General features: G+C 72.5%; 18 protein-coding genes and 2 pseudogenes. 8 read left to right on the forward strand and 12 right to left on the reverse strand.

Annotation, left to right across the window (positions count from 1 at the left end):
• Nucleotides 1-89 precede the first annotated feature (89 nt).
• The 5 genes from D9753_RS05150 to D9753_RS05170 are packed head-to-tail and all read right to left on the reverse strand — an operon-like array spanning nucleotide 90 to nucleotide 5376.
• Nucleotides 90-962, reverse strand: coding sequence for a glycosyltransferase family 2 protein (locus D9753_RS05150; RefSeq protein WP_121790910.1), 873 nt, complete (start codon nucleotides 960-962; stop codon nucleotides 90-92).
• Between the two features lie 5 nt (nucleotides 963-967).
• Nucleotides 968-1753 (reverse strand): CDP-alcohol phosphatidyltransferase family protein, encoded by a 786-nt coding sequence (locus D9753_RS05155; RefSeq protein ID WP_121785924.1) that lies wholly within the window; start codon nucleotides 1751-1753, stop codon nucleotides 968-970.
• Nucleotides 1731-2792, reverse strand: a complete 1062-nt coding sequence (locus D9753_RS05160) for an iron-containing alcohol dehydrogenase family protein (protein ID WP_121785925.1) — start codon at nucleotides 2790-2792, stop codon at nucleotides 1731-1733. Before D9753_RS05160 ends, D9753_RS05155 begins: the two co-directional genes overlap by 23 nt.
• Nucleotides 2780-3532 carry a phosphocholine cytidylyltransferase family protein gene (locus D9753_RS05165; RefSeq protein ID WP_121785926.1) on the reverse strand — a complete coding sequence of 251 codons (753 nt, stop codon included), beginning with the start codon at nucleotides 3530-3532 and terminating at the stop codon, nucleotides 2780-2782. The genes D9753_RS05160 and D9753_RS05165 overlap by 13 nt, the downstream gene beginning before the upstream one ends.
• Complete coding sequence (locus tag D9753_RS05170; RefSeq protein WP_121785927.1) at nucleotides 3529-5376, reverse strand: DUF5941 domain-containing protein; 1848 nt, start codon at nucleotides 5374-5376, stop codon at nucleotides 3529-3531. The genes D9753_RS05165 and D9753_RS05170 overlap by 4 nt, the downstream gene beginning before the upstream one ends.
• Before the next feature lie 265 nt (nucleotides 5377-5641).
• Between D9753_RS05170 and galE the strand changes: the two genes are divergently transcribed.
• From galE to idi, 3 genes are all read left to right on the forward strand, one after another.
• Nucleotides 5642-6613: a UDP-glucose 4-epimerase GalE gene (galE, locus tag D9753_RS05175; RefSeq protein WP_121785928.1), complete on the forward strand. Its 972-nt coding sequence runs from the start codon at nucleotides 5642-5644 to the stop codon at nucleotides 6611-6613.
• Between the two features lie 158 nt (nucleotides 6614-6771).
• Entirely contained in the window at nucleotides 6772-7713 is a 942-nt protein-coding gene (locus D9753_RS05180; RefSeq protein ID WP_121785929.1) for a cation diffusion facilitator family transporter, read from the forward strand.
• Between the two features lie 183 nt (nucleotides 7714-7896).
• Nucleotides 7897-8490: an isopentenyl-diphosphate Delta-isomerase gene (gene idi / locus D9753_RS05185; RefSeq protein WP_121785930.1), complete on the forward strand. Its 594-nt coding sequence runs from the start codon at nucleotides 7897-7899 to the stop codon at nucleotides 8488-8490.
• A 19-nt stretch (nucleotides 8491-8509) separates the two neighbouring features.
• On the opposite strand, the gene D9753_RS05190 is transcribed toward idi, so the two are convergent.
• Nucleotides 8510-9001 (reverse strand): ATP-binding protein, encoded by a 492-nt coding sequence (locus tag D9753_RS05190; protein ID WP_121790911.1) that lies wholly within the window; start codon nucleotides 8999-9001, stop codon nucleotides 8510-8512.
• A gap of 274 nt (nucleotides 9002-9275) precedes the next feature.
• Between D9753_RS05190 and D9753_RS05195 the strand changes: the two genes are divergently transcribed.
• The gene (locus tag D9753_RS05195) at nucleotides 9276-10031 is read left to right on the forward strand and encodes an enoyl-CoA hydratase/isomerase family protein (RefSeq protein WP_121785931.1); all 756 of its coding nucleotides are present in this window, start codon (nucleotides 9276-9278) and stop codon (nucleotides 10029-10031) included.
• On the opposite strand, the gene D9753_RS05200 is transcribed toward D9753_RS05195, so the two are convergent.
• Together D9753_RS05200 and D9753_RS05205 are read right to left on the reverse strand one after the other, a co-directional pair.
• Nucleotides 10018-10653: a DJ-1/PfpI family protein gene (locus tag D9753_RS05200; RefSeq protein ID WP_121785932.1), complete on the reverse strand. Its 636-nt coding sequence runs from the start codon at nucleotides 10651-10653 to the stop codon at nucleotides 10018-10020. The two genes, D9753_RS05195 and D9753_RS05200, sit on opposite strands and share 14 nt — an antisense overlap.
• 48 nt (nucleotides 10654-10701) lie before the next feature.
• Nucleotides 10702-11661, reverse strand: coding sequence for a GlxA family transcriptional regulator (locus D9753_RS05205; protein WP_121785933.1), 960 nt, complete (start codon nucleotides 11659-11661; stop codon nucleotides 10702-10704).
• 508 nt (nucleotides 11662-12169) lie between these two features.
• Between D9753_RS05205 and D9753_RS05210 the strand changes: the two genes are divergently transcribed.
• The gene (locus tag D9753_RS05210) at nucleotides 12170-14629 is read left to right on the forward strand and encodes a Tex family protein (protein WP_121785934.1); all 2460 of its coding nucleotides are present in this window, start codon (nucleotides 12170-12172) and stop codon (nucleotides 14627-14629) included.
• A gap of 58 nt (nucleotides 14630-14687) precedes the next feature.
• Here D9753_RS05210 and D9753_RS05215 read toward each other — a convergent pair whose 3' ends face one another.
• Entirely contained in the window at nucleotides 14688-16328 is a 1641-nt protein-coding gene (locus D9753_RS05215) for an ABC-F family ATP-binding cassette domain-containing protein (protein ID WP_121785935.1), read from the reverse strand.
• 157 nt (nucleotides 16329-16485) lie between these two features.
• Here D9753_RS05215 and D9753_RS05220 point away from each other — a divergent pair.
• Nucleotides 16486-17400 (forward strand): annotated as a pseudogene (locus D9753_RS05220) (FAD-dependent oxidoreductase).
• A gap of 297 nt (nucleotides 17401-17697) precedes the next feature.
• On the opposite strand, the gene D9753_RS05225 reads toward D9753_RS05220, so the two are convergent.
• Nucleotides 17698-19647 carry a Xaa-Pro dipeptidyl-peptidase gene (locus D9753_RS05225; RefSeq protein ID WP_121785936.1) on the reverse strand — a complete coding sequence of 650 codons (1950 nt, stop codon included), beginning with the start codon at nucleotides 19645-19647 and terminating at the stop codon, nucleotides 17698-17700.
• 176 nt (nucleotides 19648-19823) lie between these two features.
• Here D9753_RS05225 and D9753_RS05230 point away from each other — a divergent pair, with 176 nt between their 5' ends.
• Nucleotides 19824-21311 (forward strand): M1 family metallopeptidase, encoded by a 1488-nt coding sequence (locus tag D9753_RS05230; protein WP_121785937.1) that lies wholly within the window; start codon nucleotides 19824-19826, stop codon nucleotides 21309-21311.
• A gap of 285 nt (nucleotides 21312-21596) precedes the next feature.
• On the opposite strand, the pseudogene D9753_RS05235 reads toward D9753_RS05230, so the two are convergent.
• Nucleotides 21597-23073: pseudogene (locus D9753_RS05235) on the reverse strand (amino acid permease).
• Nucleotides 23074-23325: 252 nt separating this feature from the next.
• Here D9753_RS05235 and D9753_RS05240 point away from each other — a divergent pair.
• Nucleotides 23326-24108, forward strand: a complete 783-nt coding sequence (locus D9753_RS05240; protein ID WP_121785938.1) for a MerR family transcriptional regulator — start codon at nucleotides 23326-23328, stop codon at nucleotides 24106-24108.
• A 150-nt stretch (nucleotides 24109-24258) separates the two neighbouring features.
• On the opposite strand, the gene D9753_RS05245 is transcribed toward D9753_RS05240, so the two are convergent.
• On the reverse strand, nucleotides 24259-26436 hold the full coding sequence (locus D9753_RS05245; protein WP_121785939.1) for a 3-hydroxyacyl-CoA dehydrogenase NAD-binding domain-containing protein: 2178 nt from the start codon (nucleotides 26434-26436) through the stop codon (nucleotides 24259-24261).
• Between the last annotated feature and the right edge of the window lie 34 nt (nucleotides 26437-26470).

Genomic DNA, 26470 nt, shown 5'->3' on the forward strand with positions numbered 1-26470 from the left:
AGGTGGAAACTTTCGTCTTCGGGTTCGCGTTCGAGTTCGTCGTCCGGTGCGTCCGTCGGCGGGCGCGCATGCCCTCACGGACGAGCTTGTCAGATGACCGGGGGACGGCCCAGTCGGGTGAGGCGCCACACCGTACGCCAGCGCATCGGGCGGCGCGGACCGCACGGTGTGGCCCAGCCTTCCCGGAACCCGCCGAACCAGGCCTTCAGGGCCGGCCGCGAAGGGCGGCGCAGGAGGGTGAGCAGCAGCCAGACCCCGAGGTAGACGGGGACCAGGAGGGCGGGCAGGTTGCGGCGGGCCAGCCAGACGCGGTTGCGGGCGACCATGCGGTGGTAGACCGCGTGCCGCGAGGGCGCGGTCGTCGGGTGGTACAGCACCATGTCCGACCGGTAGTCGATCATCCAGCCCGCGTCGAGGGCCCGCCATGCCAGGTCGGTTTCCTCGTGGGCGTAGAAGAACTCGTCCGGGAGCCCGCCGACCTCGGCGAAGACACGGGTGCGTACGGCGTTGGCCCCGCCGAGGAAGGTGGTGACCCGGGAGGAACGCATCGGGTCGGCGGCCCGCAGCCGGGGCACGTGCCGGCGCTGGGTCTCGCCGGTGCCGGGGTCGGCGATGCGGAAGCTGATGATGCCGAGCGCCGGGTCGGCGGCGAAGGCCTCCCGGCACAGCTCGGCGGTGTCGTGCCGGGCGAGCAGGCCGTCGTCGTCGAGGAAGAGCAGGATGTCGACGTCGCGCCCACTGGGACCGAAGGCCTCGATGCCGACGTTGCGCCCGCCGGGGATACCCAGGTTCTCGGGCAGCTCGATGGTGCGTACGCCGGCCGGCACGTCCGGGACCGGCGAGCCGTTGCCGACGACGACGACCTCGACGGGGTCGCCGTCCTGCTTGGCGACGGAGTCGAGCAGGGCCCGCAGCTCCTCGGGCCGGTTGCCCATGGTGATGACGACGGCGCCGACCTTCACGGCGCTCACCGCAGCCTGCTGGAGGCGAGGACGGACACCAGGTGCAACAGCGTCTGGAGCACGGCGATGCCGGCGAGGACGGCGGTGCCCAGACGGGTGAAGAACAGGTCGCCGCGGGCCTGGTCCGCGATGGCGAGGACCAGGATGAGCAGCGAGGCCTCGATGCCGAGGATGAGCCGGTGGAACCGCAGCGCCGAGGCGGCCCGGCGGGCCAGCGCCATGCCCGCGGAACGCGGCTCGGCGACGCCCGCCGCGTCCTGCACGGGCGGCATCCCGGCCTGGTGGCGGGCGACGCCGACCAGGTCGGTCTCGGCCTTGATCAGGATGGCGCCGAGCGCGGCGAGGGTGCCGAGGAAGGCCCACAGCCAGTCGATACGGCCGCTGCCCCACAGGTCGGCGGCGCGCAGGCCGAGGCCGACCAGCACGGCCGCGTCGGTGAGGTAGGCGCCCACGCGGTCCAGGTAGACCCCGCCGAGCGAGTACTGCTTCTTCCAGCGGGCGATCTCGCCGTCGACGCAGTCCAGCAGGAGGTAGAGCTGGGTGGCGACGATCCCGAGGACGGCACCCGCGATCCCCGGCACCAGCAGGGCCGGGGCCGCGAGCACACCGCAGACGGTCATCAGGTACGTGAGCTGGTTGGGCGTGACCCTGGTGTTCACCAGGTAGCGGTCGACGCGCAGGGACACCTCACGCATGTAGAGGCGTCCCGCCCAGTGCTCACCGCTGCGCCGGTCCTTCACCCCCGCGGGGTGGACGACCGGACGGAGTTCAGCTACCGATGGCCTTGACATAGTCGGCGTAGATGTCCTTGATCTGGTTCGTCTTGAGGTCGAGGTGTTCGATGATCGTGTAGCGGCCGGGCCTGGTCTCCGGGGCGAACTCCACCACGCGGACGAACTCGTCCACCGTGAAGCCGATCTCCTCCGGCAGCACCGGAAGCCCGTGCCGGCGCAGCACCCCGGCCATGTACGCCGCCTCCTCGTGCGCGCCGCGCAGGTACATCGCGAAGGCGGCGCCGAGACCGCACTGCTCACCGTGGGCGGCTGCCCGCTTGGGATGGAGCAGGTCGAAGGCGTGGTTGATCTCGTGGCAGGCGCCGGAGGACGGGCGGGAGTCGCCCGACACCGACATGGCGATGCCGGTGAGGACCAGCGCCTCGGCCAGTACCTGGAGGAAGCCGTCGTCGCCGACCCCGCCCGGGTGCCTGAGCACCGCCTCGCCGGCCTGGCGGGCCATGGCGGCGGCCAGGCCGTCGATCTTCTCGCCGTTGACGCGGTGGGACAGCTCCCAGTCCGCGACCGCGGAGATGTTGGAGATGGCGTCGCCGATGCCGGAGCGCACGAACCGTACGGGCGCCTCACGGATCACGTTCAGGTCGATGACGACCGCGATCGGGTTCGGCACGCCGTACGAGCCGCGGCCGGCGTCGTTGTCGAGGGTGGCCACCGGCGAGCACAGCCCGTCGTGGGCGAGGTTGGTGGCGACGGCGACCAGCGGCAGGCCGACGCGGGCCGCCGCGAACTTGGCGCAGTCGATGATCTTCCCGCCGCCGAGGCCGACGACCGCGTCGTAGTGGCCGGCCTTTATGTCACCCGCCAGCCGGACCGCGTCGTCGATGGTGCCGCCGTCGACCTCGTACCAGGTGGCGCCGGGCAGCGAGGGGGCGATCCGGTCGCGCAGCCGGGCGCCCGATCCGCCGCTGACGGCGATGGCGAGCCGGCCCGACTGCGAGATGCGCTCGTCGGCGAGGACACCGGCCAGGTCGTCGAGGGCACCCGGGCGGATGTCCACGACGACCGGCGAGGGAATGAGCCGGGTCAGTACTGGCACGCGATCTCCCGTCCCCGGGCGAGGTCGTCGTGGTTGTCGATCTCCACCCACGGCACATCGCCGATCGGCGCGACGTCGATCCTGAAGCCGCGGTTCACCAGCTCCTGGTACCCGTGCTCGTAGAACTGCTGCGGGTCGCTCTCCCAGACGGCCTTCAGCGCGTCCGCCAGCTCGGGGGCGGCGTCGCCCTCGATCAGGGTGACACCGATGTACTCGCCGGTCGCCTCGGCCGGGTCCATCAGCTTGGTGATCTTACGGACGCCCTTGGCGGGGTCGACGACGACCTTCATCTCCTCGTCGGCGAGGGACTTGACGGTGTCCAGCGCGAGGATGATCCGCCTGCCCTCGCCACGGGCGGCGAGCAGCGTCCTCTCGACGGAGACCGGGTGCACCGTGTCGCCGTTGGCGAGGATGACACCGTCCTTCAGGGCGTCACGACCGCACCACAGCGAGTAGGCGTTGTTCCACTCCTCGGCCTTGTCGTTGTCGATGAGCGTGAGCTTCAGGCCGTACTTCTGCTCCAGGGCCGCCTTGCGCTCGTACACGGCCTCCTTGCGGTAGCCGACGATGATCGCGACCTCGGTCAGCCCGATCTCGGCGAAGTTGCCGAGGGTCAGGTCCAGGACCGTGGGTTCGCCCTCTATGCCCGCGGGGCCCACCGGCACCAGAGCCTTGGGAAGGCTGTCGGTGTAGGGGCGCAGACGCCGTCCGGCGCCGGCCGCCAGCACGAGGCCGATCATGCGGGTTCTCCTTCATCGTGTACGGCGGGCGCGCCGCCCTTGTGGGCGGACACCCAGAAGCGGATGCTCTCGACGAGCACCAGCAGGGCGACGGCCACGGCGAGGACCGTGAGCGCGGCCTTGAACTGCGAGGCGGTGAGCACCGCGGCCAGGACGGTGACGAGCAGCGTCCGCCCCTCCTGCCCCCCGACGGCACGCACCAGCCAGGCCGGGGGCGCTCCGGCGTCGCCGCGGATGCGGTACACCGTGTCGTAGTGATGGTAGGCGACGGCGGCCACCAGGCCGAAGGCCGCGGGAAGCGCCCCGTTCACCCCCGCTTTGCCGGCCAGGGCGAGCACGGTGCCGTACTCGGCGGCCCGGAAGAAGGGCGGCACCAGCCAGTCGAGGGCGCCCTTGAGGGGGCGGGCGACGGCGAGGGCGGAGGTCAGGACGTACACGAGGGCCCCGGCGACCGGTACGACGCCGCCGAAGCCGGTCAGCGCCGAGCAGGCCACGACCGCTGCACCGCCGAGCAGGGCGACGGCGGGCACGGCGAGACCGGGCAGGCCCCGCCCGGCCACGCGCCCGACCGCCTCGGCGAGCGGGCCGGAGTCGGTGAGGTCGGCGAGCGCCTGCGCCGCCCGGTCGGTGCGCCGGGCCCGCCGGGTCACCGAGCGCAGCACGCGGCCGGCCGTGGTGTAGGTGGCCGCGAAGGCGCAGCCGACGAGCAGGACGTAGAAGGTGATCCGCGGCGTCGTCACGGCCGTGAGGACGGCGATCATCGCCCAGCGCTCGCCGATCGGCAGCACGATCATGCGGCGCAGCCAGACCGTCCAGCCGACACTGTCGAGCTTGTCGGAGAGCGCGGCGGTGGGGCTGGTGTTGGCGGTGGCGTCGTGGTTGGCCTCGTTGAAGGAGAAGTCGACCACGTGCCGGCAGGTCTGGAGGATCATCGCGCCGAGGGCGAGGGCCCACACGTCGTCACCGCCGCGGGCCGCGCCGAGCGCGAGGCCGGCGTAGTAGGCGTACTCCTTGGCCCGGTCGAAGGTGGCGTCGAGCCAGGCGCCGAGCGTGGAGTACTTCAGGGCGTAGCGGGCGAGCTGGCCGTCGGTGCAGTCGAGCACGAAGGACGCGATGAGCAGCACGCCGGCCGCGACGAAGCCGCCGCGGGTGCCGGTGGCCGCGCAGCCGGCCGCGATCAGGGCCGTGAGCAGCGAGGCGGTGGTGACCTGGTTCGGGGTCAGCCCCCGGCGGGCGCACCAGCGGGCGAGGTAGCGCGAGTAGGGGCTGATGAAGAACGTGGTGAAGAAGCCGTCGCGGGCCTTGACGGCCGACTTCAGGCGTACGGCCTCGTCGTCCACGGCGGCTACGGCCTGCCGGGCCTCGTTGCGGGCCTGCGGGTCGGCGGGCACGGTGGCGACCAGGCTGCCCAGCTCGGGCCGGTGCACCGCGCCGCCCTCGGCGTCGAGGGCGGTGACGACGTGGTCGGCGAGGCTGTCCGGGGCGAGCGCGGGGGCGCCGCCCGGGGCGAGCGGCGCCGGCTCGCCGGCCGTACCGGTGCCCGCGGAGGTCTCGCGGGCCACGGCCCGGGTGAGCGCCTGCCGGGCGGCCGGCTGGGCGGTGACGGCTCCGGGGACGGCGGCGAGCGGGAAGCGCGGGTCGGTCAGGCCGAGGCGCAGGGCGTGCGGGTGGCCGACGAAGCGGGAGTCGACCAGGGCCACGCGCCGGTCGGCGGGCACCGCGGCCAGCAGGGCCTCCGCCTCGGCGGCGTCGGCGGCCACACGCACGTCGAAGCCGAGGGACCGCAGATCGTTCTCGAGTGACGATCCGGGCACCGGCTGACCGGTGACGATGGCGGTCGACAACCGAACTCACTCCCTGGGTGCCGGCGCGCGGGCGCCGGTCTTCTGCGTGGTGGGGCGCCCTGCCTGCGGCACCCGGGCGGCATGTCGGCAGAGGCTATCGGATGGGCCGGAGGCCGTGTTCACCGGCCGTTCACGGCCCGGCCCACGGGGGCTGCCCCGGCCTTTGCCGCGATCATCATCGGGGATCCGGGGCCCGGCCCACAAACCCGTGGGCGCAGACCCGGGCATCCGGGACACCGGGCGGCTCGGCATAGGGTGGGCGACCATGACGTGGCTGATCACCGGCGGAGCCGGATACATCGGGGCGCACGTGGCACGGGCCATGACAGGCGCCGGGGAGAGCGTCGTGGCGCTGGACGACCTGTCGGCCGCCGTGCCCGCGCGGCTCCCGGCCGAGGTCCCGCTCGTCCGGGGCTCGACGCTGGACGGGGCACTGCTGAAGCGGGTCCTCACCGAGTACGGCGTGACGGGCGTCGTGCACCTCGCGGCTCGCAAGCAGGTCGCGGAGTCGGTGGCGCAGCCCACCCGCTACTACCGGGAGAACGTGGGCGGGCTGGCCACACTGCTGGACGCGGTCGCCGAGGCGGGCGTCGGCCGGCTGCTGTTCTCCTCGTCGGCGGCGGTGTACGGCAACCCGGACGTGGACCTGATCACCGAGGACACCCCGTGCGCCCCGGTGAACCCGTACGGCGAGACCAAGCTGGCCGGGGAGTGGCTGGTGCGGGCGGCGGGGCGGGCGCACGGCATCTCCACCGTGTGCCTGCGTTATTTCAACGTGGCGGGCGCGGCGGCGCCGGAACTCGCGGACACGGGGGTGTTCAACATCGTGCCGATGGTCCTCGACCGGCTCACCCGGGACGAGGCCCCGCGGATCTTCGGCGACGACTATCCGACGCCGGACGGCACCTGCGTGCGGGACTACATCCATGTCGCCGATCTCGCGGAGGCCCACCTCGCGGCGGCGCGGCGGCTGGCCGACGGCGACGCCGCCGGTGACCTGACGCTGAACATCGGCCGGGGTGAGGGCGTCTCGGTGCGCGAGCTGATCACGGTCATAGGGGAGGTCACCGGGGACCGCAGGGCGCCCGTGGTGGAGGGCCGCCGCCCCGGTGACGCGCCCCGCGCGGTGGCCTCGGCCGAGCGGGCCGCCGAGGCCCTGGGGTGGCGGGCCCGGCGCGGGGTGCGGGAGATGGCCGAGTCTGCCTGGCAGGGCTGGCGCCTGCACCACGGCGGGTGAACCGGCACGGCACGCGGGGCGACGGGGCCGCAGCGCTCTGACCTGCGGAACGTTTCCGCAGGTCAGGGCACATGACAACGGTGTTCAGTGCCGCGTTGCCCGATACCCCCGCCCCGTAGTTGACTGGCCTCCCGGCAGGCACACGGAAGGCGGTAGTCATGGGGGCAGGGCACGACCACGGGCACGGGCACTCCCACGTGCCGGCCACGGGTACGGCCACGGCCGCGTACCGGGGCCGGCTGCGGATCGCGCTGGGCATCACGCTCACGGTCATGCTGGTCGAGATCGCCGGCGGCCTGCTCGCGGACTCGCTCGCGCTGATCGCGGACGCGGCGCACATGGCGACCGACGCCGTGGGGCTCGGAATGGCACTGCTCGCCGTCCACTTCGCGGGCCGCCCGCCGAGCACCAACCGCACCTTCGGCCTCGCCCGCGCGGAGATCCTGGCCGCGCTGGCCAACTGCCTGCTGCTGCTCGGGGTCGGCGGATACGTCGTGTACGAGGCGGTGCAGCGGTTCGTCGAGCCGGCGGACACCCGGGCCGGGCTGATGATCGTGTTCGGTCTGGTCGGCCTGGTCGCGAACTCGGTCTCACTGGTGCTGCTGATGCGCGGGCAGAAGGAGAGCCTGAACGTGCGCGGCGCCTTCCTGGAGGTGGCGGCGGACGCCCTCGGCTCGGTGGCGGTGCTGATCTCGGCGACCGTGATCCTCACCACCGGCTGGCAGCCCGCCGACCCGGTCGCCTCGTTGGTGATCGGGCTGATGATCGTGCCGCGGACCGTCAGGCTGCTGCGCGAGACGCTCGACGTCCTGCTGGAGGCGGCGCCGAAGGACGTCGACATGGCGGAGGTCCGGGCGCACATCCTGGCGCTGGACGGCGTGGAGGACGTCCACGACCTGCACGCCTGGACGATCACCTCGGGCATGCCGGTGCTGTCGGCGCACGTGGTGGTCAGCTCGGAGGTGCTGAACGCCATCGGCAACGAGAAGATGCTGCACGAACTCCAGGGCTGCCTGGGCGACCACTTCGACGTGGAGCACTGCACCTTCCAGCTTGAGCCGGGCGGGCACGCGGAGCACGAAGCGCGGCTGTGCCACTGACCGTCCGCACGGCCGTTCGAGGCGCCGCGGGCGGTTCCCGGTGGCGGCCGGTGGGCACGATGACCCACCGGGTCCGGCTCCGGGTGCCGCGCCGTGCGCGGGGACGTCCCGTGCCGGGAAGTGCCGGGAGTGCCGGATTCGTACGGCAGACTTGGGGTGCGAAGACCGAGGCGAAGGATGGGTATGCCGATCACACCTGCCACCGCGACGCACAGCTCGTCGGAGGGCACCGAAGAGGCGATTCTGCTGGAACTGGTCGACGAGAAGGGCGTGACGACCGGTACGGCGGAGAAGCTCGCCGCCCATCAGCCGCCGGGACAGTTGCACCGTGCGTTCTCGGTGTTCCTCTTCGACGAGCGGGGCCGGCTGCTGTTGCAGCAGCGGGCGCTCGGCAAGTACCACTCCCCCGGTGTGTGGTCCAACACCTGCTGCGGTCACCCGTACCCCGGTGAGGCGCCGTTCGCGGCGGCCTCTCGGCGCACGTACGAGGAGCTGGGCGTGTCGCCGTCACTGCTCGCGGAGGCCGGCACGGTCCGGTACAACCACCCGGACCCCGCCTCGGGCCTGGTGGAGCAGGAGTACAACCACCTGTTCGTCGGCCTGGTGCAGGCCGCGCTCGGGCCGGACCCGGAGGAGGTCGCCTCGACGGCCTTCGTGACGGCCGCCGAACTGGCCGAGCGGCACGCCCAGGACCCCTTCTCGGCCTGGTTCATGACCGTGCTGGACGCGGCCCGTCCGGCGATCAGGGAGCTGACGGGCCCGTCCGCGGGCTGGTAGGGATCCTCAGGAGAGGTGCTCAGGAGAAGTCGGGCTTGAGCGGCAGGGCGGCCCAGATCACCTTGCCGCCGCTCGCGGTGTGCTCGACGTCCACCACCCCGCCCGCCTCCCGGGCCACCTCACGGACCAGGAGCAGGCCCCGGCCGCCGGTCCGGCCGTGGTCGGCCTCCAGGGCGGTCGGCCGGTAGGGGTGGTTGTCCTCGACGGACACCCGTACCCACTCGGCTCCGACGGCGACCTCGACGGCCAGCACCGGCGACAGCAGCGCCGCGTGCCGGACCGCGTTGGTGACCAGCTCGGAGACGATCAGCAGCAGCCCGTGCACCAGGTCGTCGGGGACCGGTACGCCCTGGCGCAGCAGCAGGTCCCGTACCGCGTGCCGGGCCTGCGGGACCGAGGCGTCCACCGCGGCCGCGGTGAACCGCCAGACGCCTTCGTACGGCAGTGGATCGGGCGGCCGGTCGCCGCCCCCCGCTGGGCGCCGGCCGTCCGCGCGCCCGTGGATGTCCATCGTCAGGTCGCCACCCTCGCACTCGATTGTCACCACGCGTCGAGTGTTGGTAACAATCCGCTTCGGTCCGGACGCCTGAACGCAAGTCAGCGGGTATCGAACGGTTTCTGACCGAGTGCGTATGACGAGGTCGCGGGCAGGACCGTTTCTGGCGCCCGGGCGGCGGTTCGCGAACTAGTCCGACGATACGGCGCCCACCGCGGCCACGCCGCCCCGTCTCCGAGTCGCTGCGCCGCGTGCCGAGCGGAACGACCCCTTGGGTACGATCCGCCGCATGGAGCCCCAACTGTCCCACCGGCTCACCGACTCCGTCGCCACGGTGGTGATCCGTCATCCCGCCAAGCGCAACGCCATGACGGCGGAGATGTGGCGGGCCCTGCCGCCGCTGCTGGACGCGCTGGCGCGTGACCCGGGCGTGCGGGCGCTGGTGCTGACCGGCGAGGGCGGCACCTTCTGCGCGGGCGCCGACATCTCCACGCTGCGGGGTTCGCCGACCCTGGCGCCGGGCCTCGCGGTGGCGGCCGAGGAGGCCCTGGCCGCGTTCCCGAAGCCGACCGTCGCCGCGGTGCGCGGGCACTGTGTGGGCGGCGGGGCGCAGCTCGCGGCGGCCTGCGACCTGCGGCTGGCGGAGGACGGCGCGCTGTTCGGGGTGACACCGGCGAAGCTCGGCATCGTCTACCCGGCCTCCTCGACCCGCCGGCTGGTGGCCCTGGTCGGCCCGGCCACGGCCAAGTATCTGCTGTTCACGGCCGAACTGATCGACGCCGGGCGGGCCCTGCGGACCGGTCTCGTGGACGAGGTGCTGCCGGAGGGCGGACTGGAGGACCGGGTCGCTGAGTTGGCCCGGGTCCTGGTGTCCCGTTCGCTGCTGACGCAGGCCGCCGCCAAGGAGTTCGCGAACGGCCGCACGGACCGGGACGCCCACTGGGCCGGGCAGGCGCGGGGCAGCGGCGACACCGCGGAGGGGGTCGCCGCGTTCCTGGAGCGCAGGCAGCCGCGCTTCACCTGGAGCGTGTCTACGTCAGGATGAAACGGCTCGCGGAGCGGAACTCCGCGACGAGGTGGGCGGGCGCCTTCCGCGGCGACCCGGCGTCGTAGGGCGGCTGCGGGTCGTACTCCGTCAATAGCTGGACGGACTGGGCGTGTTCGTCGCCGGCGATGGTGCCGAGCAGTGTGAGGCCCATGTCGATGCCGGACGACACGCCCGCCGCGGTGACGTACTTGCCGTCCACGACCACCCGCTCCCCCGTCGGCTCGGCCCCGAAGCCGCGCAACTGCTCCAGGGCCAGCCAGTGGGAGGTGGCGCGGCGGCCCCGCAGCAGCCCCGCGGCGGCCAGCAGCAGCGAGCCCGTGCACACCGAGGTGGTCCAGGCGCTGGTGGTGTCGGCCGTGCGCAGCCAGTCCAGCAGGACGGGGTTGTCCATCTGCGCCGTCTGGCCGGGACCGCCGGGCACGATCACGATATCCGGGCGCGGCACGTCGGCGAGGGTGCGGTCGGCGGTGAGCGCGAGGTTCCCGGTGTCGGTGCGGACGGGTCCGGTCCGTTCGGCGACGAACACGGTCTCGGAGTCCGGGAGCCGGCCGAGGGTCTCGTAGGGGCCGACGGCGTCGAGGGCGGTGAAGCGGTCGTAGAGGACGACGGCGATCTGCACGCTGTTTCCTTCTCTGGGGTCGGTGATCATGGGTCGGCGCAGCCCGGGTCAGGTCACGGGGGCGGGGCGGAAGCGGCGGCGGTACTCGGCCGGAGAGGTGCCGAGGGTGCGCAGGAAGGCGCGGCGCATGGCCTCCGGCGTGCCGTGGCCGCTGGCCCGGGCGACCTGCCCGATGCCGTCGGTGGTGTCCTCCAGCAGGCGGCGCGCGTGTTCGAGGCGGACCCGGTCGACGTACCGGCCGGGTGTCATGCCGGTCTCGGCCCGGAAGGCGCGGGCGAAGTGACGCGGGGAGAGGGCGGCGCGGGCGGCCAGCGCCTCGACGCCGAGGTCGCCGTCCGGGTGCTCGGTGATCCACTGCTGGATGTCCCGGAGGGGCTCCCGCCGGGCCGTCTGGGCGGCTAGCTGGGCGCTGAACTGGGCCTGGTTGCCCGGCCGGCGCAGGAACACCACGAGGTGGCGGGCGACGGTCAGCGCCGCCTCCCGGCCCAGGTCCTCCTCCACCAGCGCGAGGGCGAGGTCGATGCCCGCGGTGACCCCGGCCGAGGTGGCCACGTTGCCGTCCCGGACGAAGATCGGGTCGGGGTCGACACGGACGGCGGGGTGGTCCCGGGCGAGTCTGTCGCAGTACGCCCAGTGGGTCGTGGCGCGCCGGCCGTCCAGCAGCCCGGCCCGGGCCAGCGGGATGGCGCCGGTGCAGACGGAGACCAGCCGCGTGGCCCGGGGACCGTGCACGCGCAGCCACTCCACCAGCCGGGGATCCGGGTCACGGGTGCCCGCCCCGCCGGGGACCACCAGGGTGTGCGGATCCGCCGCATCCGCCAGGGATCCGTCCGGTACGAGGGTCAGCCCGCTGGAAGTGCGCACGGGCCCGCCGTCCGGCGAAGCCGTACGGATCCGGTACGAGCCCGGGGTGTGCCGCTCCGCACCGGCGAAGACTTCCACGGGGCCGGTGACGTCGAGGCTCTGCAGGCCGTCGAAGACGGTGAGGAGTACGGATCGCTGCGGCATGGCACCGATTGTTCGCGGCCCCGCCGATGGCCGCAATGACGCGTTTCCCACCTTTTCGGCCATGCGGGGTTCCGTGCGGCCGGGTGTCCGCGCCGGGGACCGGCTGTGACTGGTCGAGATGGTTGTCACCGAGGTGCCGAGGCCGCCAGCCCAGGAGCCTGGGCGGCCTGACGCCGCAACCGGCTGAAGTCGGTCAAGCCGGAACACCTGGCAGAGGTCGGTCGGGCTTCGGACGCTGATCCGCTGGGAGGAGCAGTTCCAGCCGGAAGGTCGATAAGGAGGCCCGTGAGGCGATCCACGCGGTCCGAGGTCCGGCTGATCACGCAGTACATGCATGAGACGTTCGGGACGGACCCGTGTCGACGTTCAGCGCATTGCCATTCATGTTGGAAGCAACTATCCCGACCAGTCACACCGGCGCCCCGCCGCGCATCGCCCTGATCCCCGGTTGTCGGTGTCACCTGCCACAATTGCCGCGCAACCTCAGTGGAGAAGGCGGTACGGGATCGTGACGACACCCGGTTCCCTGGCAGCAGGGTCCATCGAAGGCAGGATCGCCGAGGAACTCGGCGTACGGGAGCGGCAGGTGAAGGCCGCGGTGGAACTGCTCGACGGCGGTTCCACGGTGCCCTTCATCGCCCGCTACCGCAAGGAAGCGACCGAGATGCTCGACGACGCGCAGCTACGCACGCTCGAGGAACGGCTGCGCTATCTGCGGGAGCTGGAGGAGCGGCGGACCGCGATCCTGGAGTCGGTGCGGGAGCAGGGCAAGCTGACCGAGGAGCTGGAGGCCCGGATCCGCGGCGCCGAGACCAAGGCCCGCCTGGAGGACGTCTACCTGCCCTACAAGCCCAAGCGGCGCACCAAGGCGCAGATCGCGCGTGAGGCGGGCCTGGAGCCGCTGGCCCAGCGGCTGCTGGACGATCCCGGCGTCGATCCGACGGCCGCCGCGGCGGCGTTCGTCGACGCGGACAAGGGCGTCGCCGATGCGCAGGCCGCGCTGGAGGGCGCGCGGGCGATCCTCACCGAGCGGTTCTCCGAGGACGCCGACCTGATCGGCGAGCTGCGCGAACGCATGTGGGTGCGCGGGCGGCTGGTCGCGAAGGTCCGGGAGGGCAAGGAGGAGGCGGGCGCCAAGTTCGCCGACTACTTCGACTTCGCCGAACCGTTCACCGAGCTGCCCTCGCACCGTGTCCTGGCGATGCTGCGCGGCGAGAAGGAGGAGGTTCTGGACCTCGTCCTGGAGCCGGAGGAGCCCACGGAGGGCCCGTCCTCGTACGAAGGTGTCGTCGCCGCGAGGTTCGGCATCGCGAACCGGGGCCGCCCGGGCGACAAGTGGCTCAACGACACGGTCCGCTGGGCCTGGCGCACCCGCCTCCTGGTCCACCTCGGCATCGACCTGCGCCTCCGGCTGCGTACGGCGGCCGAGGACGAGGCGGTGAACGTGTTCGCCGCGAACCTCCGCGACCTGCTGCTGGCCGCGCCGGCCGGCACCCGCGCGACGCTCGGCCTGGACCCCGGTTTCCGTACGGGCGTGAAGGTCGCCGTCGTCGACGCCACCGGCAAGGTCGTCGCCACGGACGTGATCCACCCGCACGTGCCGGCCAACAAGTGGGATGAGGCGATCGACCGGCTGGCGCGACTGGCCCGGGAGCACGCGGTCGAGCTGGTCGCGATCGGCAACGGCACGGCCTCCCGTGAGACCGACCGGCTCGCCGGTGAACTCATCGCCCGGCACCCCGAACTGAAGCTCACCAAGGTGATGGTGTCCGAGGCGGGCGCGTCCGTGTACTCGGCCTCGCAGTACGCCTCCCAGGAGCTGCCCGACATGGACGTGTCGCTGCGCGGCGCGGTCTCCATCGCCCGGCGCCTCCAGGATCCGCTGGCCGAACTGGTGAAGATCGACCCCAGGTCGATCGGTGTCGGGCAGTACCAGCACGACCTGTCCGAGGTGAAGCTGTCCCGCTCGCTGGACGCGGTCGTCGAGGACTGTGTGAACGGCGTCGGCGTGGACGTCAACACCGCGTCCGTGCCGCTGCTGTCGCGCGTGTCGGGCATCTCCGCCGGACTCGCCGAGAACATCGTCGCGCACCGGGACCACAACGGCCCCTTCGTCTCGCGCGGCGAGCTGAAGAAGGTGCCGCGGCTCGGCCCGAAGGCCTATGAGCAGTGCGCGGGCTTCCTGCGTATCCGGGGCGGCGCCGACCCGCTGGACGCCTCCAGCGTGCACCCCGAGGCCTACCCGGTGGTGCGCCGCATGGTGAAGACCACGGGTCAGGAGGTGGCGTCCCTCGTCGGCAACACGGGTGTCCTGCGTTCGCTGCGGCCCGCCGACTTCGTGGACGACACGTTCGGTCTGCCGACCGTCACCGACATTCTCAGGGAGCTGGAGAAGCCGGGGCGTGACCCGCGTCCCGCCTTCCGGACGGCCACCTTCAAGGACGGCGTGGAGAAGATCTCCGATCTGTCCGCCGGGATGGTCCTGGAGGGCGTGGTGACGAACGTGGCCGCGTTCGGCGCGTTCGTCGACGTCGGTGTCCACCAGGACGGCCTGGTGCACGTGTCCGCCATGTCGAAGACGTTCGTCAAGGATCCGCGCGACGTCGCGAAGCCGGGTGACATCGTCAAGGTGAAGGTCCTGGACGTCGACATCCCGCGCAAGCGGATCGCGCTGACCCTGCGCCTGGACGACGAGGCGGCACCCCAGGGCGAGGGCGGCGGCAGGCCGCAGCGCGGCGGCACCCGGCCGCCCCAGCAGCGGCAGAGCGGTGGCGGCCAGGGCCAGCGGCAGAGCGGCGGTGGCGGTGGCCAGGGCCGGCGGCAGAGCGGCGACCAGGGGCAGCGGCAGGGACGTGCGGGCGGTGACAGGGGCGGACGGCAGGCGCCGGCGCCGGCACCGGCACCGGCCAACAGCGCCATGGCCGACGCCCTGCGCCGCGCGGGCCTGCTGAACCCGAAGAAGCGCTGACCGGGCGGGGCCGGAGCCACCCGGCTCCGGCCCCCCAGGCGATCCGCCCCGGACCGGTCTAGCGCTCGGTCACCTTGCCGGCCGCCACCTCGAGGCGCCGGGTCACCCGGACCGCGTCCAGCATGCGCCGGTCGTGGGTGACCAGCAGCAGAGTGCCCTCGTAGGCGTCGAGGGCCGACTCCAGCCGCTCGATGGCCGGCAGGTCCAGGTGGTTCGTCGGCTCGTCCAGGACCAGGAGGTTGACGCCCCGGCCCTGGAGCAGGGCGAGTCCGGCGCGGGTGCGTTCGCCCGGGGAGAGGGTCGCCGCCGGGCGCAGGACGTGACCGGACTTCAGGCCGAACTTGGCGAGCAGCGTGCGGACCTCCGCCGGTTCGGTGTCGGGCACGGCCGCGTAGAAGGCGTCGAGCACGGACTCCGGCCCGTGGAACAGCCGGCGGGCCTGGTCGACCTCGCCGACCAGGACACCGGAGCCCATGGCCGCGTGCCCCGCGTCGAGCGGGACCCGGCCCAGCAGGGCGCCGAGCAGCGTGGACTTGCCCGCGCCGTTGGCGCCCGTGACCGCGACCCGGTCGGCCCAGTCGATCTGCAAGGACACCGGGCCGAAGGAGAAGCCGCCGCGCCGCACCTCGGCGTCCCGCAGCGTCGCCACGACCGCGCCGGAACGCGGCGCGGACGCGATCTCCATGCGCAGGTCCCACTCCTTGCGCGGCTCCTCGACCACCTCCAGGCGCTCGATCATGCGCTGGGTCTGGCGGGCCTTGGCGGCCTGCTTCTCGCTGGCCTCGCTGCGGAACTTCCGGCCGATCTTGTCGTTGTCGTTGCCGGCCTTCCGCCGGGCGTTCTTGACGCCCTTGTCCATCCAGGACCGCTGCGTCTGGGCGCGGTCCTGGAGGCCGGCCCTCTTGTCGGCGTACTCCTCGTACTCGTCGCGGGCGTGCCGGCGGGCCACGTCCCGCTCCTCCAGATAGGCCTCGTATCCGCCGCCGTAGAGGTTGATCCGCCGCTGGGCGAGGTCCAGTTCGAGGACCTTGGTGACCGTGCGGGTGAGGAACTCGCGGTCGTGGCTGACGACGACCGTGCCCGCGCGCAGGCCGGTGACGAACCGCTCCAGACGCTCCAGGCCGTCCAGGTCGAGGTCGTTGGTGGGTTCGTCCAGGAGGAAGACGTCGTACCGCGACAGCAGGAGGGACGCGAGACCGGCGCGGGCCGCCTGGCCGCCGGAGAGCGACGTCATCGACTGCTCCAGGTCCACGGCGAGGCCGAGGGAACCGGCGACCTCCTCGGCGCGTTCGTCCAGGTCGGCGCCGCCGAGACCGAGCCACCGTTCGAGGGCGGTCGCGTAGGCGTCGTCGGCGCCGGGCGCGCCGTCGACCAGTGCCTGGGTGGCCTCGTCCATGACCCGCTGGGCCTCGGTGACACCGGTACGGCGGGCCAGGAACTCCCGGACGCTCTCTCCGGGCCTGCGCTCCGGCTCCTGCGGCAGGTGGCCGACGGTCGCGGCCGGCGGGGACAGTCGGAGTTCGCCCTGCTCGGGCGGGGTGAGGCCGGCGAGCATCCGCAGCAGGGTCGACTTGCCCGCGCCGTTGGCGCCGACCAGCCCGATGACGTCGCCGGGCGCGACGACCAGGTCGAGCCCGGAGAACAGGGAGCGGTCGCCATGGCCGGCGGCGAGGTTCTTGGCAACGAGGGTGGCAGTCATCAGGCGTCGATCCTAATGGCCGTACGTACGTGGCTCGGCCCCGTTTCCGCCGCTCACCGGGGCGCCGGGTACGCCGGCCCGCCCCTTCGGCCGCGGGGTGCCGCCGGACACCCGCGGGGCCTATCGTCCTGGCGTGGACAGCGAGCCGAGTGACGAAGTGATCGTGGTCGGAGGCGGGATCGCCGGGCTGACGACGGCCGTGCTGCTGGCCGAGTCCGGGCGGCGGGTGCGGGTGTGGGCGCGGGAGCCGGCCGAGCGGACGACCTCCGCGCTGGCGGGCGGGCTGTGGTGGCCGTACCGCATCGAGCCGGAGCCGCTGGTCGGCGCGTGGGCACTGCACTCCCTGACGGTGTACGAGGAGCTGGCGGCGCGGCCCGGGGAGACGGGCGTACGCCTGGTGGAGGGCGTGCACCAGGGGGCGCGGCTGGACGGGCTGGGCGCGTGGGCGGGCCGGGTGCCGGGGCTGCGGGCGGTGTCCGGCGGGCTTGCGGCACGGCTTCCGGTCATCGACATGCCGGTGCATCTGGCGTAGCTGCGGGAGCGGCTGGTGAGGGCGGGCGGGGTGGTGGAGGTGCGGGAGGTGACCGACCTGGCCGCGGTGCCCGCCGCCGTGGTGGTCAACTGCTCCGGTCTGGGCGCCCGTTCGCTGGTGCCGGATCCGGCGTTGCGTCCCGTGCGCGGGCAACTGGTCGTGGTGGAGAACCCGGGCGTCACGACCTGGTTCACGTCCGTCGACCACTCCTCGGCCGCCTCCGCCTACTTCATCCCGCAGCCGGGCGGGCTGCTCCTCGGCGGTACGGCGGAGGAGGACGACTGGTCGCTGGAGCCGGACCCGGACACCGCCGCGGCGATCGTCGCCCGCTGCGCGGCGGTCCGTCCGGAGATCACCGGGGCCCGGGTGCTCGCCCACCGGGTGGGGTTGCGGCCGGCCCGCGACGCGGTACGGCTGGAACGCCGGCCCCTGCCGGACGGCCGCGCCCTGGTGCACAACTACGGCCACGGCGGCGCCGGCATCACGGTGGCCTGGGGCTGCGCCCGCGAAGCGGCCGAACTGGCGTACCCGGGGGTGTGAGTGGGAGTGGTAGGGCCCGAGGTTTCAGGTCGCGTGTTTCCAGGGTTTCTCGTCGCGGGGGGGGCTGGTGTTCCCGGCCGGGTGAGCGGGCTGGTGTTCCCGGAGGTCCCCGTCGCGGGGGCGGGCTCGTGTTCCGGGGGTCCCCGTCGCGGGGCAGGCTCGTGTTCCCGGGGCCCCCGTCGCAGACGGGCTGGTGTTCCCGGCCGGACGAGCGGGCTCCGGCCGTAGGGGCGCGCGGACCGGCCGCCTGTGGTGTGGGCAGGCGGCCGGAGGGCGTGGTCGGTGGGGGCCGGGCCGTCAGGCCGCCGGGACGTGGTGGATGACGCGGGGTGCGCGGACGCCGGACAGGGGCGTCGGCGCGGGAGCCGTGGCGTTGCCGGACGTGGCGCGGGCGAACGCCGCCGCACCGCCGACCAGCGGGAGCCGCGCGCTCGTACCGGACAGGTTCACCGTGAGTGTCGGCGCGGCCGACGCGGGCGGGTCGATGAGGTCGCGGTCCGTGCCGGCGACGATCAGCGCGAGCCGGTGTCCGGCGGGTACGACGTGGTCGGTGGCCGCGAGGTCGAGGGTGATCGTGTACGGCTTGCCGGGGGTGAGCGGGACGCCCTTGTCCAGGGAGGCGTGATGGCCTAGGTCGGCCCAGCCACGGCTGAACACGGTGTGGTCGACGGCGGCCGTCCTGGCCCGGGTCTCCTTGAAGCAGGCGCTGTCCCCGGCCGTGCTCGCACCCCAGCAGGTGCGGTCGGTGAGGGTGGTGATGCCCTCGGCGCTGTCGGCGTAGTCGCGGATGGTGTCCGGGCCGAGGTCGACCAGGACGGCGGACAGGTGGGCGGAGGTGGTGGTCGGGGTCGCGGTGACCGTCACCCGGGAGGAGCCGGACAGGCGCAGGTCGCGGGTGAGCGGTGCCGTGAGGAACCCGGCCTTCTCGGGGGTGGGCATGGTGAGGTGCGCGGCCCAGTCGGTCTCGCTATGCCGCGGGTCGTCGGTGAAGGTCTCGGTGCCGGCGGCCGGGCGCAGCCCGAGCGTGCCGACGCCGGCCCGCGTGCCGGACGCCGGGTGCAGGACGGTGGCGCGGGTGCCGCGCGGGGGCCAGGCCGCCGAGGTGACCCACTGGTCGGGGTGGCGTTCGATGTCGGCCGTGGGCTCGCGGTCGATGCCGTTGTCGTAGCCGAGGAGTTCGTGGTCGAACCAGCGGTGCAGGGTGTCGACCCAGGCGCCGCGCCGGTAGTCGAACGGGTCGACATGACCGGTCTGCGACAGCCAGATCTTCCGCTGGACGCCGTGCTCGGCGAGGGCGTCCCACCACTGGCCGAGGTGCTTGGTGCGGACGTTGAGGTCCTGCATGCCGGGGACGAGGAACACACTGGCGCGTACTCTGCCCGCGTCCTTGACGTAGTCCCGTTCGGTCCACAGCGGGGTCCAGTCGCCGCTGCGCGGGCTGCCGTCGGCGAGCTTCTGCCGGACTGCGGCGCAGTGGGCCTGCGCGTCGTCGCTCTCGACGTAGCCGGCCAGTTCGTCGGGGCCGCCGTCGTAGAGGGGGGCGCCCTGCGCGAAGTAGTAGTCGTACCAGGAGGAGATGGCGCTGATCGGGACGATGGTCCTCAGGCCCTTGACGCCCGTGGCGGCGACGCCGTTGGCGATGGTGCCGTCCCAGCTCTTGCCGATCATGCCGGTTCTGCCGTTGGTCCAGCCGGCCCGTACCGGGGTGCCGCCGGTACGGCTGGTGTACGCCCGGGCGCGGCCGTTCAGCCAGTCGACGACGGCCTTCGCGGACCCGATGTCAAAGCGCCCGCCGACGTCGACGCAGCCGTCGGAGCGGTCGGTGCCGGCGAGGTCGACGCCGACGAAGGCGTAGCCGCGGGGCACGAAGTAGTTGTCGTAGAACAGCGGCATCTGTACCACATGGCCCTGGGCGTCGTACGTCTTGCGCTGGCTCTCGTTGCCGCGTCCGCAGCAGGAGTAGTAGGGGCTGGCGTCCATGATGACCGGCACCTTGCGGCCCTGCCGGGCGGGTTCGGCGGGGCGGACGATGTCGGCGGCGACGCGGTCGGTCCGTCCGTCGCGGTCCTCGTCGAGGCCGGTGTCCACCCACACGGATTCGCGGACGGCGTCGGCGTAGGAGTAGACGGGTCTGCTCTCCCGGGGTGCGGCCTGGGCGCCGGCCGGGGTGGGGAAGACGGCCGTCAGGGCGGCGACGGCGGCGATGACGAGCGTTCTCCGGAATGTGGAGCGCTTGCGTTTCGGCATGCGCGGACGGTACCGCCGCCAACTGCCGCGCAGAAGAGGGCTCTCCGGGGCCCGTGACGGCTGAATGGCGATCGTGTGACAGCAGGGGCATGGACAGGTCAGCGGCCACAGGGACTGAATAGGCTGCGGACAGAGTTCTCCGAACGTACTGGCACTCCCGACGACTTGGAGCTGACGTGCACCGCAGAATCATCGCGCCGGGCACCCTGGCGGCGGCCTCCCTCCTGCTGGCGATCCCGGCATCGGCCGCGAACTGGTCCCCCGGCGCACCGGGCATCGGCGACCCCTACTACCCGGACTACGGCAACGGCGGCTACGACGTCTCCCACTACGACCTGAGGCTCCAGTACCAGCCGTCGACGGACGAACTGGAGGGCACGGCGACGATTCTGGCGAGGACGACCCAGGACCTGTCCAGCTTCGACCTGGACTTCCTGCTGGATGTCAGCGAGGTGCGGGTCAACGGCACCAAGGCGGCCTTCACGGCCTCCGGCCAGCACGAACTGGTCGTCACCCCGAAGACGCCGCTGGCGAAGGGCACGCCGGTGACGGTCGTGGTCCGCTACAGCGGGGTGCCGTCGGCGAAGAGCGCCTACGGGTTCACGACGTGGCACCGCACCCCGGACGGCGCGGTGGCCGCCGACGAGCCCGAGGCCGCCTGGTGGTGGTTCCCGAGCAACGACCACCCGAGCGACAAGGCCACCTACGACGTGTCGGTGGCCGTGCCGGACGGCACCCAGGCCATCTCCAACGGCACGCTCCAGTCGACCGTTTCCAAGCTGGGCTGGACCCGCTACAACTGGCGGCAGAACAAACCGCAGGCGACCTATCTGGCCACACTGGCGTTCGGCAGATTCGACATCACCACCGGCACCTCCGACGGCGGGGTGCCCGTCGTCAACGCCTACAGCAAGGACCTCGGTGACAACGACGGGGCCGCGCGGGCCAGTGTGGAGCGCACCGGGGAGATCGTCGACTGGCTGAGCGGCTACTTCGGGCCGTATCCGTTCAGCTCGGCGGGCGGCTACGTGCCGAACACCACCACCGGGTACGCACTGGAGACCCAGAGCCGGGTCTACTACAGCCAGAAGCAGTTCGCGAACGGCTCCAACACCTCCGTGGTCGTGCACGAGCTGGCCCACCAGTGGTACGGCGACGACGTGTCGCTGAAGGGCTGGAAGGACATCTGGATCAACGAGGGCTTCGCCCGGTACGCGCAGTGGCTGTGGTCCGACGCGGAGGGCGAGGGCACCACGCAGGAACTCGCCGACTACGTGTACGCCTCGCACCCGGCCGACGACCCGTTCTGGACGGTCAGGCCCGGCGACCCGGGCCCGGACGAGCAGTTCTCCGCCGCCGTCTACGACCGGGGCGCCCTGGCCATCCAGACGCTGCGCAACGCCATCGGTGACGACGCGTTCTTCGCGGTCCTCAAGGGCTGGCCGAAGACGCACGCGTACGGGAACGCCTCGGTGGCCGATTTCCAGAAGTACGCCGAGCAGGTGTCCGGCAGGCCCCTGTCCGCGCTGTTCGACACCTGGCTGTTCCAGCCGTCGAAGCCGGCCGCGCCCGCGGCCCGCGCGCTGACGCGGGCGGGTACGACGGTGGCGCAGCCGAAGTCGTGGAAGAAGATCGAGGCGACGAACGGCGTGCACGGGCACTGACCGGCGCAGCCCGCACCGGGCACGGACCCCGGCGGAGCGCGGCGGCGATCGTGTCTGCGAGCCCGGAGCGTTTGACCAGTTCGCGTTCTTGGAGTTCCTGGGGGTGCAGAGGCCGGCGCAGAGCATGTCCATGCGACCCCGCACCCGTCCGGCCGAGCGGTGAAGACGATTCTGGGGGTCACCCCGGCGCCCCGGGCAGCCGAAAGCGCGGTGGGTCACCCCGGGGTGTAAATCCCCGGCATGACGCCACCGTAGGCGATGCCACTGACAGTGGCCGCTGAAGAGCTACTTCGAGGCCGGTGCGTCCACCGTGTCCCGGCCGGTGTTCCGGGCCACCCGGCGGCGGACGCCGAACCAGCCGGCGACCAGCATGACGCAGATCACCGGGAGGAGGAGCAGGGTCTTGCGGCCGACCTCGGCGTCGTTCCACATCAGGCCGAGGCAGACCATGAGGAAGGCGATCGTGGCGATCTCGGTGACCGGGCTGAACTTCAGCCGGAAGTGCGGCCGGGTCACCTGCCCCTCGCGGGCGCGGCGGACGAAGACCAGGTGACAGACCATGATGATCACCCAGGTGCCTGATGATGCCGAGGGAGGCGACGTTCAGCACGATCTCGAAGGCCTGGCTGGGCAGACGGTAGTTCAGGACGACGCCGAGGACGCAGACCGCGCAGGTCAGCAGGATGCCGCCGTAGGGGACCTGGCTGCGGTTCATGCGGGCGGTGAACTTCGGGGCGGAGCCGGCCGTGGCCATGGAGCGCAGGATGCGGCCGGTGGAGTACAGCCCGGAGTTGAGCGAGGACATGGCGGCGGTCAGCACCACCAGGTTCATCACGTCACCGGCTGCCGGGATGCCGATCTTGGACAGCACGGTCACGAACGGGCTCTGGTCGGCGGAGTACACCGAGCCGGGCAGCAGCAGCGCGAGCAGGACGACCGAGCCGACGTAGAACAGGCCCACGCGCCACATGATCGAGTTCACCGCGCGCGGGACGATCTTCTCCGGCTCGGCGGTCTCGCCGGCGGCGACGCCGACCAGTTCGAGGGCGGCGTAGGCGAAGATCACGCCCTGCATGACGAGGACCACCGGCATCGCGCCGTGCGGGAAGAAGCCGCCGTGGTCGGCGATCACACTGAGGCCGGGCCGGGTGCCGTCGACGTCGTGCTGGGTGGCCAGCAGGAAGATGCCGATCAGCATGAAGCTCACGAGGGTGGCGACCTTGATGATCGCGAACCAGAACTCCAGCTCACCGAAGATCTTCACGGAGATCAGGTTCACGGCGAGGACCACCGCGAGGGCGATCAGCGCCAGCACCCACTGGGGGATGGAGGTGAACATGCTCCAGTAGTGCGCGTAGAGCGCGATCGCGGTGATGTCGGCGATGCCGGTGGTCGACCAGTTCAGGAAGTACATCCAGCCGGCGACGTAGGCGCCCTTCTCACCGAGGAACTCTCGCGCGTACGACACGAAGGACCCGGAGGACGGGCGGTACAGGACCAGCTCGCCGAGGGCCCGGACCACGAAGAAGGCGAAGATGCCGCAGATCAGATAGGCCAGGGCGAGCGCCGGGCCCGCGTTGTGCAGGCGTCCGCCGGCGCCCAGGAACAGACCGGTGCCGATGGCGCCACCGATCGCGATCATGTTGACGTGGCGGGCCTTGAGGTCCTTGCTGTAACCGGCGTCGCCCGCGTCCGCGGGCGTCCGGGCCACCTCGGGACGGTCGGCGGCCTGTGTCGTGTCCACGGCGTCCTTGCTGCTCACGGGTGGTTTCACTTCCTGGTGCGCCCGGCCTCGTGGGCCGGGGTTCGTGCAGGTCCTGGCCCGCACCACCCTGGTGTGTCGCGGCACAGACCAAGACAGCAGCTTCCCAGAGGGTCCGGCCGGCACGCGGTGGCCCACGTCACAGAGCGTCCTTTCTCACAGGCCCGGAGGGAGGAAAAGCAGACGTCACGGGGCGTTTCACGGCGACGCGTGAGGTGTCACAGCGTTGCTGGGACAGCGATACTGCTGCACATGACGACCGACACCACGGAGCAGACGGATCCGGGCGGGCCCACGCTGACGATCGACGAGCTGGCCGCGCGGGCGGGCGTCACCGTCCGTACCGTCCGTTTCTACGGCACCAAGGGGCTGCTGCCCCCTCCGGCGCTCGGTCCGCGCCGGGTCGGGCACTACGGACCGGAGCACCTTGCGCGTCTGGCCCTGATCGACGAGTTGCAACGGCAGGGCATGACGCTGTCGGCGATCGAACGGCATCTGCGCCGGCTGCCGCCGGACCTGAGCGCACAGGACCTCGCCATCCACCGGGCGGTGGTGGCCTCCTGGGCGCCGGACACGGTGGAGGCGGTGACGCGCGAGGAACTGCGCCGGCTCGCGGGACGGGAACTGAGCGACACGGACGTGGCCCGGCTGGCCGCCCTGGACGTGGTCGCGTGCGAGGACGGCGGCTACCGGGTCGACGCGGGGCTGCTGCGGCTGGGTGTCGAGCTGCTCGACGTACCGCTGTCGCAGGAGGTGGTTCTCGCGGCACGGGAGGTGCTGCTGGAACACTCACGCGCGGCGGCGCAGGAGCTGTCCCGGCTGCTGCGCGCGGCGGTGTCCGAGCTGGCCGCGGAGGACGTGAAGTCGCTGACGGCCCACATGCACCCGCTGGTGGTACAGGCACTGCTCACGACGTTCCAGCGCTCCCTGCGGCAGGAGCTGCGCGGCTGGCTGAGCGATCCCCGCGAGCCCGCGGGCGGCGAGGCCGACGAGGCCGCAGGCGGCGAAAGCAGCCGGGGCGGGCTGGACGGCTGAGACGGCGACAGCGGCCGGGGCCGGCAGGGCGGGCGGGACGGCGACAGCGGGTGGGGTTGAGGCGGCGCGGGCGCGCCCCGGCGGGGGGCGGAGGGGTTCGCCGGCGGACGCCCTGCGGGCCTGCGGTCGGCAGGCCCGCAGGCCACTGGGTCAGCGGGCGTCCGTGAAGGTCTCCCCCTTCTCGGCCTTCGCCACGAGCAGCGCGGGCGGGGTGAACCGCTCGCCGTAGCGCTCGGCCAGCTCGCGCGCGCGGGCGACGAATCCGGGCAGGCCCCCTTCGTAGCCGTTGATGTACTGGAGGACACCACCGGTCCAGCCGGGGAAGCCGATGCCGAGGACGGAGCCGATGTTCGCGTCGGCGACCGAGGTGAGGACGCCCTCCTCCAGGAGGCGTACGGTGTCGAGGGCCTCGGCGAAGAGCATGCGTTCCTGCATGTCACGGAACGGGATCTCGTACCCGGCCGTGGTGAAGTGCTCGCGCAGGCCCGGCCACAGTCCGGCCCGCCCGCCGTCCTCGGTGTAGTCGTAGAACCCGGCGCCGCCGCTGCGGCCGGGGCGGCCGAACTCGTCGACCATGCGGTCGACGACCGCCTCCGCCGGGTGCGCCGTCCAGGTGCCGCCCGCCTCCTCCACGGCCCGCCGGGTCTCGTGGCGGATCTTGCGCGGGAGGGTGAGGGTCAGCTCGTCCATGAGCGAGAGCACCTTGGCCGGGTAGCCGGCCTGGGCGGCGGCCTGCTCCACGGAGGCGGGCTCGATGCCCTCGCCGACCATGGCGACGCCCTCGTTGATGAAGTGGCCGATCACCCGGGAGGTGAAGAAGCCCCGCGAGTCGTTGACGACGATCGGCGTCTTGTTGAGCTGCCGGACCAGGTCGAAGGCGCGCGCGATGGCCTCCTCGCCGCTGCGCTCGCCCTTGATGATCTCCACGAGGGGCATCTTGTCGACCGGTGAGAAGAAGTGCAGCCCGATGAAGTCGGCCTGGCGCTGCACACCCTCGGCGAGGGTGGTGATGGGCAGCGTGGAGGTGTTGGAGCACAGCAGCGCGTCGGGGGCGACGACGGACTCGGTCTCCTGGAACACCTTGTGCTTGAGGGCGGTGTCCTCGAAGACGGCCTCGATGACCGCGTCGCAGCCCGCGAGGTCGGCCACGTCGGCGGTGGGCGTGATCCGGGCGAGCAGCGCGTCCGCCTTCTCCTGGCTGGTACGGCCCTTGGCGACGGCCTTGGCGCACAGCTTCTCGGAGTACCCCTTGCCCTTGACGGCCGCCTCCAGGGAGACGTCTTTCAGGAGGACGTCGATGCCGGCGCGGGCGCACGAGTAGGCGATGCCGGCGCCCATCATGCCGGCGCCGAGGACGGCGACCTTGCGGACCGGGCGGGGCTCGATGCCCTGGGGGCGGCTGACGCCGGAGTTGACCGCCTGGAGGTCGAAGAAGAACGCCTGGATCATGTTCTTCGCGGTCTGGCCGGTGACCAGCTCGGTGAAGTAGCGGGTCTCGATGGTGATCGCGGTCTCGAAGTCGACCTGGGAGCCCTCGACGGCGGCGGCCATGATGTTGCGCGGGGCCGGATAGGGGGCGCCGGCCGTCTGCTTGCGCAGACTGGCCGGGAACGCGGGCAGGTTGGCGGCGAACTTCGGGTGGGCCGGGGTGCCGCCGGGGATCTTGTGTCCGGGGACGTCCCAGGGCTGGTGCGACTCGGGGTGGGCGTCGATGAAGGCGCGGGCCTTGGCGAGCATCTCCTCCTCGGTCGCGGCCACCTCGTGGACGAGGCCGTTCTCCAGGGCGCGCCGCGGGGTGTACTGGGTGCCCTGGAGCAGCACCTTCAGCAGGGCGTCCGTGATGCCCATCAGCCGTACCGTGCGGGTGACGCCGCCGCCCGCGGGCAGCAGGCCGAGGGTGACCTCGGGCAGGCCGATCCGGGAGCCGGGGGCGTCCAGGGCGATGCGGTGGTGGGAGGCGAGCGCGATCTCGTAGCCGCCGCCGAGGGCCGCGCCGTTGATGGCGGCGACGACCGGCTTGCCGAGGGTCTCGATGCGGCGCAGCGCGTTCTTGATCTCGGTCGCGGTGTCGAAGACCTGCTGGGCGTCCTCGGGGCGGGCCTTGATCATGTCCTTGAGGTCGCCGCCCGCGAAGAAGGTCTTCTTGGCGGAGGTGTAGATGATGCCGCGGATGGAGTCCTGCTCGGCCTCCGCGCGCGCGGCGATCGCCGTGACGGAGGCCCGGAAGGCCTGGTTCATGGTGTTCGCGGACTGGTCCGGGTCGTCCAGGACGAGGGTGACGACACCGGTGTCGTCCTGCTCCCAGCGGATGGTGGTGCTCTCGGTCATGACAGTCGTCTCCGTTGAAGTCGCTTGGTTCCGC

It is taken from the genome of Streptomyces dangxiongensis (assembly GCF_003675325.1).
Lineage (GTDB): Bacteria > Actinomycetota > Actinomycetes > Streptomycetales > Streptomycetaceae > Streptomyces > Streptomyces dangxiongensis.

Excerpts from the sequence above, each read along its gene's own strand:
- D9753_RS05155 (WP_121785924.1), bottom strand. The coding sequence starts at position 1,753 with ATGTCAAGGCCATCGGTAGCTGAACTCCGTCCGGTCGTCCACCCCGCG.
- D9753_RS05165 (WP_121785926.1), bottom strand. The coding sequence starts at position 3,532 with ATGATCGGCCTCGTGCTGGCGGCCGGCGCCGGACGGCGTCTGCGCCCC.
- galE (WP_121785928.1), top strand. The coding sequence starts at position 5,642 with ATGACGTGGCTGATCACCGGCGGAGCCGGATACATCGGGGCGCACGTG.
- D9753_RS05180 (WP_121785929.1), top strand. The coding sequence starts at position 6,772 with ATGGGGGCAGGGCACGACCACGGGCACGGGCACTCCCACGTGCCGGCC.
- idi (WP_121785930.1), top strand. The coding sequence starts at position 7,897 with ATGCCGATCACACCTGCCACCGCGACGCACAGCTCGTCGGAGGGCACC.
- D9753_RS05190 (WP_121790911.1), bottom strand. The coding sequence starts at position 9,001 with ATGGACATCCACGGGCGCGCGGACGGCCGGCGCCCAGCGGGGGGCGGC.
- D9753_RS05195 (WP_121785931.1), top strand. The coding sequence starts at position 9,276 with ATGGAGCCCCAACTGTCCCACCGGCTCACCGACTCCGTCGCCACGGTG.
- D9753_RS05205 (WP_121785933.1), bottom strand. The coding sequence starts at position 11,661 with ATGCCGCAGCGATCCGTACTCCTCACCGTCTTCGACGGCCTGCAGAGC.
- D9753_RS05215 (WP_121785935.1), bottom strand. The coding sequence starts at position 16,328 with ATGACTGCCACCCTCGTTGCCAAGAACCTCGCCGCCGGCCATGGCGAC.
- D9753_RS05225 (WP_121785936.1), bottom strand. The coding sequence starts at position 19,647 with ATGCCGAAACGCAAGCGCTCCACATTCCGGAGAACGCTCGTCATCGCC.
- D9753_RS05240 (WP_121785938.1), top strand. The coding sequence starts at position 23,326 with ATGACGACCGACACCACGGAGCAGACGGATCCGGGCGGGCCCACGCTG.
- D9753_RS05245 (WP_121785939.1), bottom strand. The coding sequence starts at position 26,436 with ATGACCGAGAGCACCACCATCCGCTGGGAGCAGGACGACACCGGTGTC.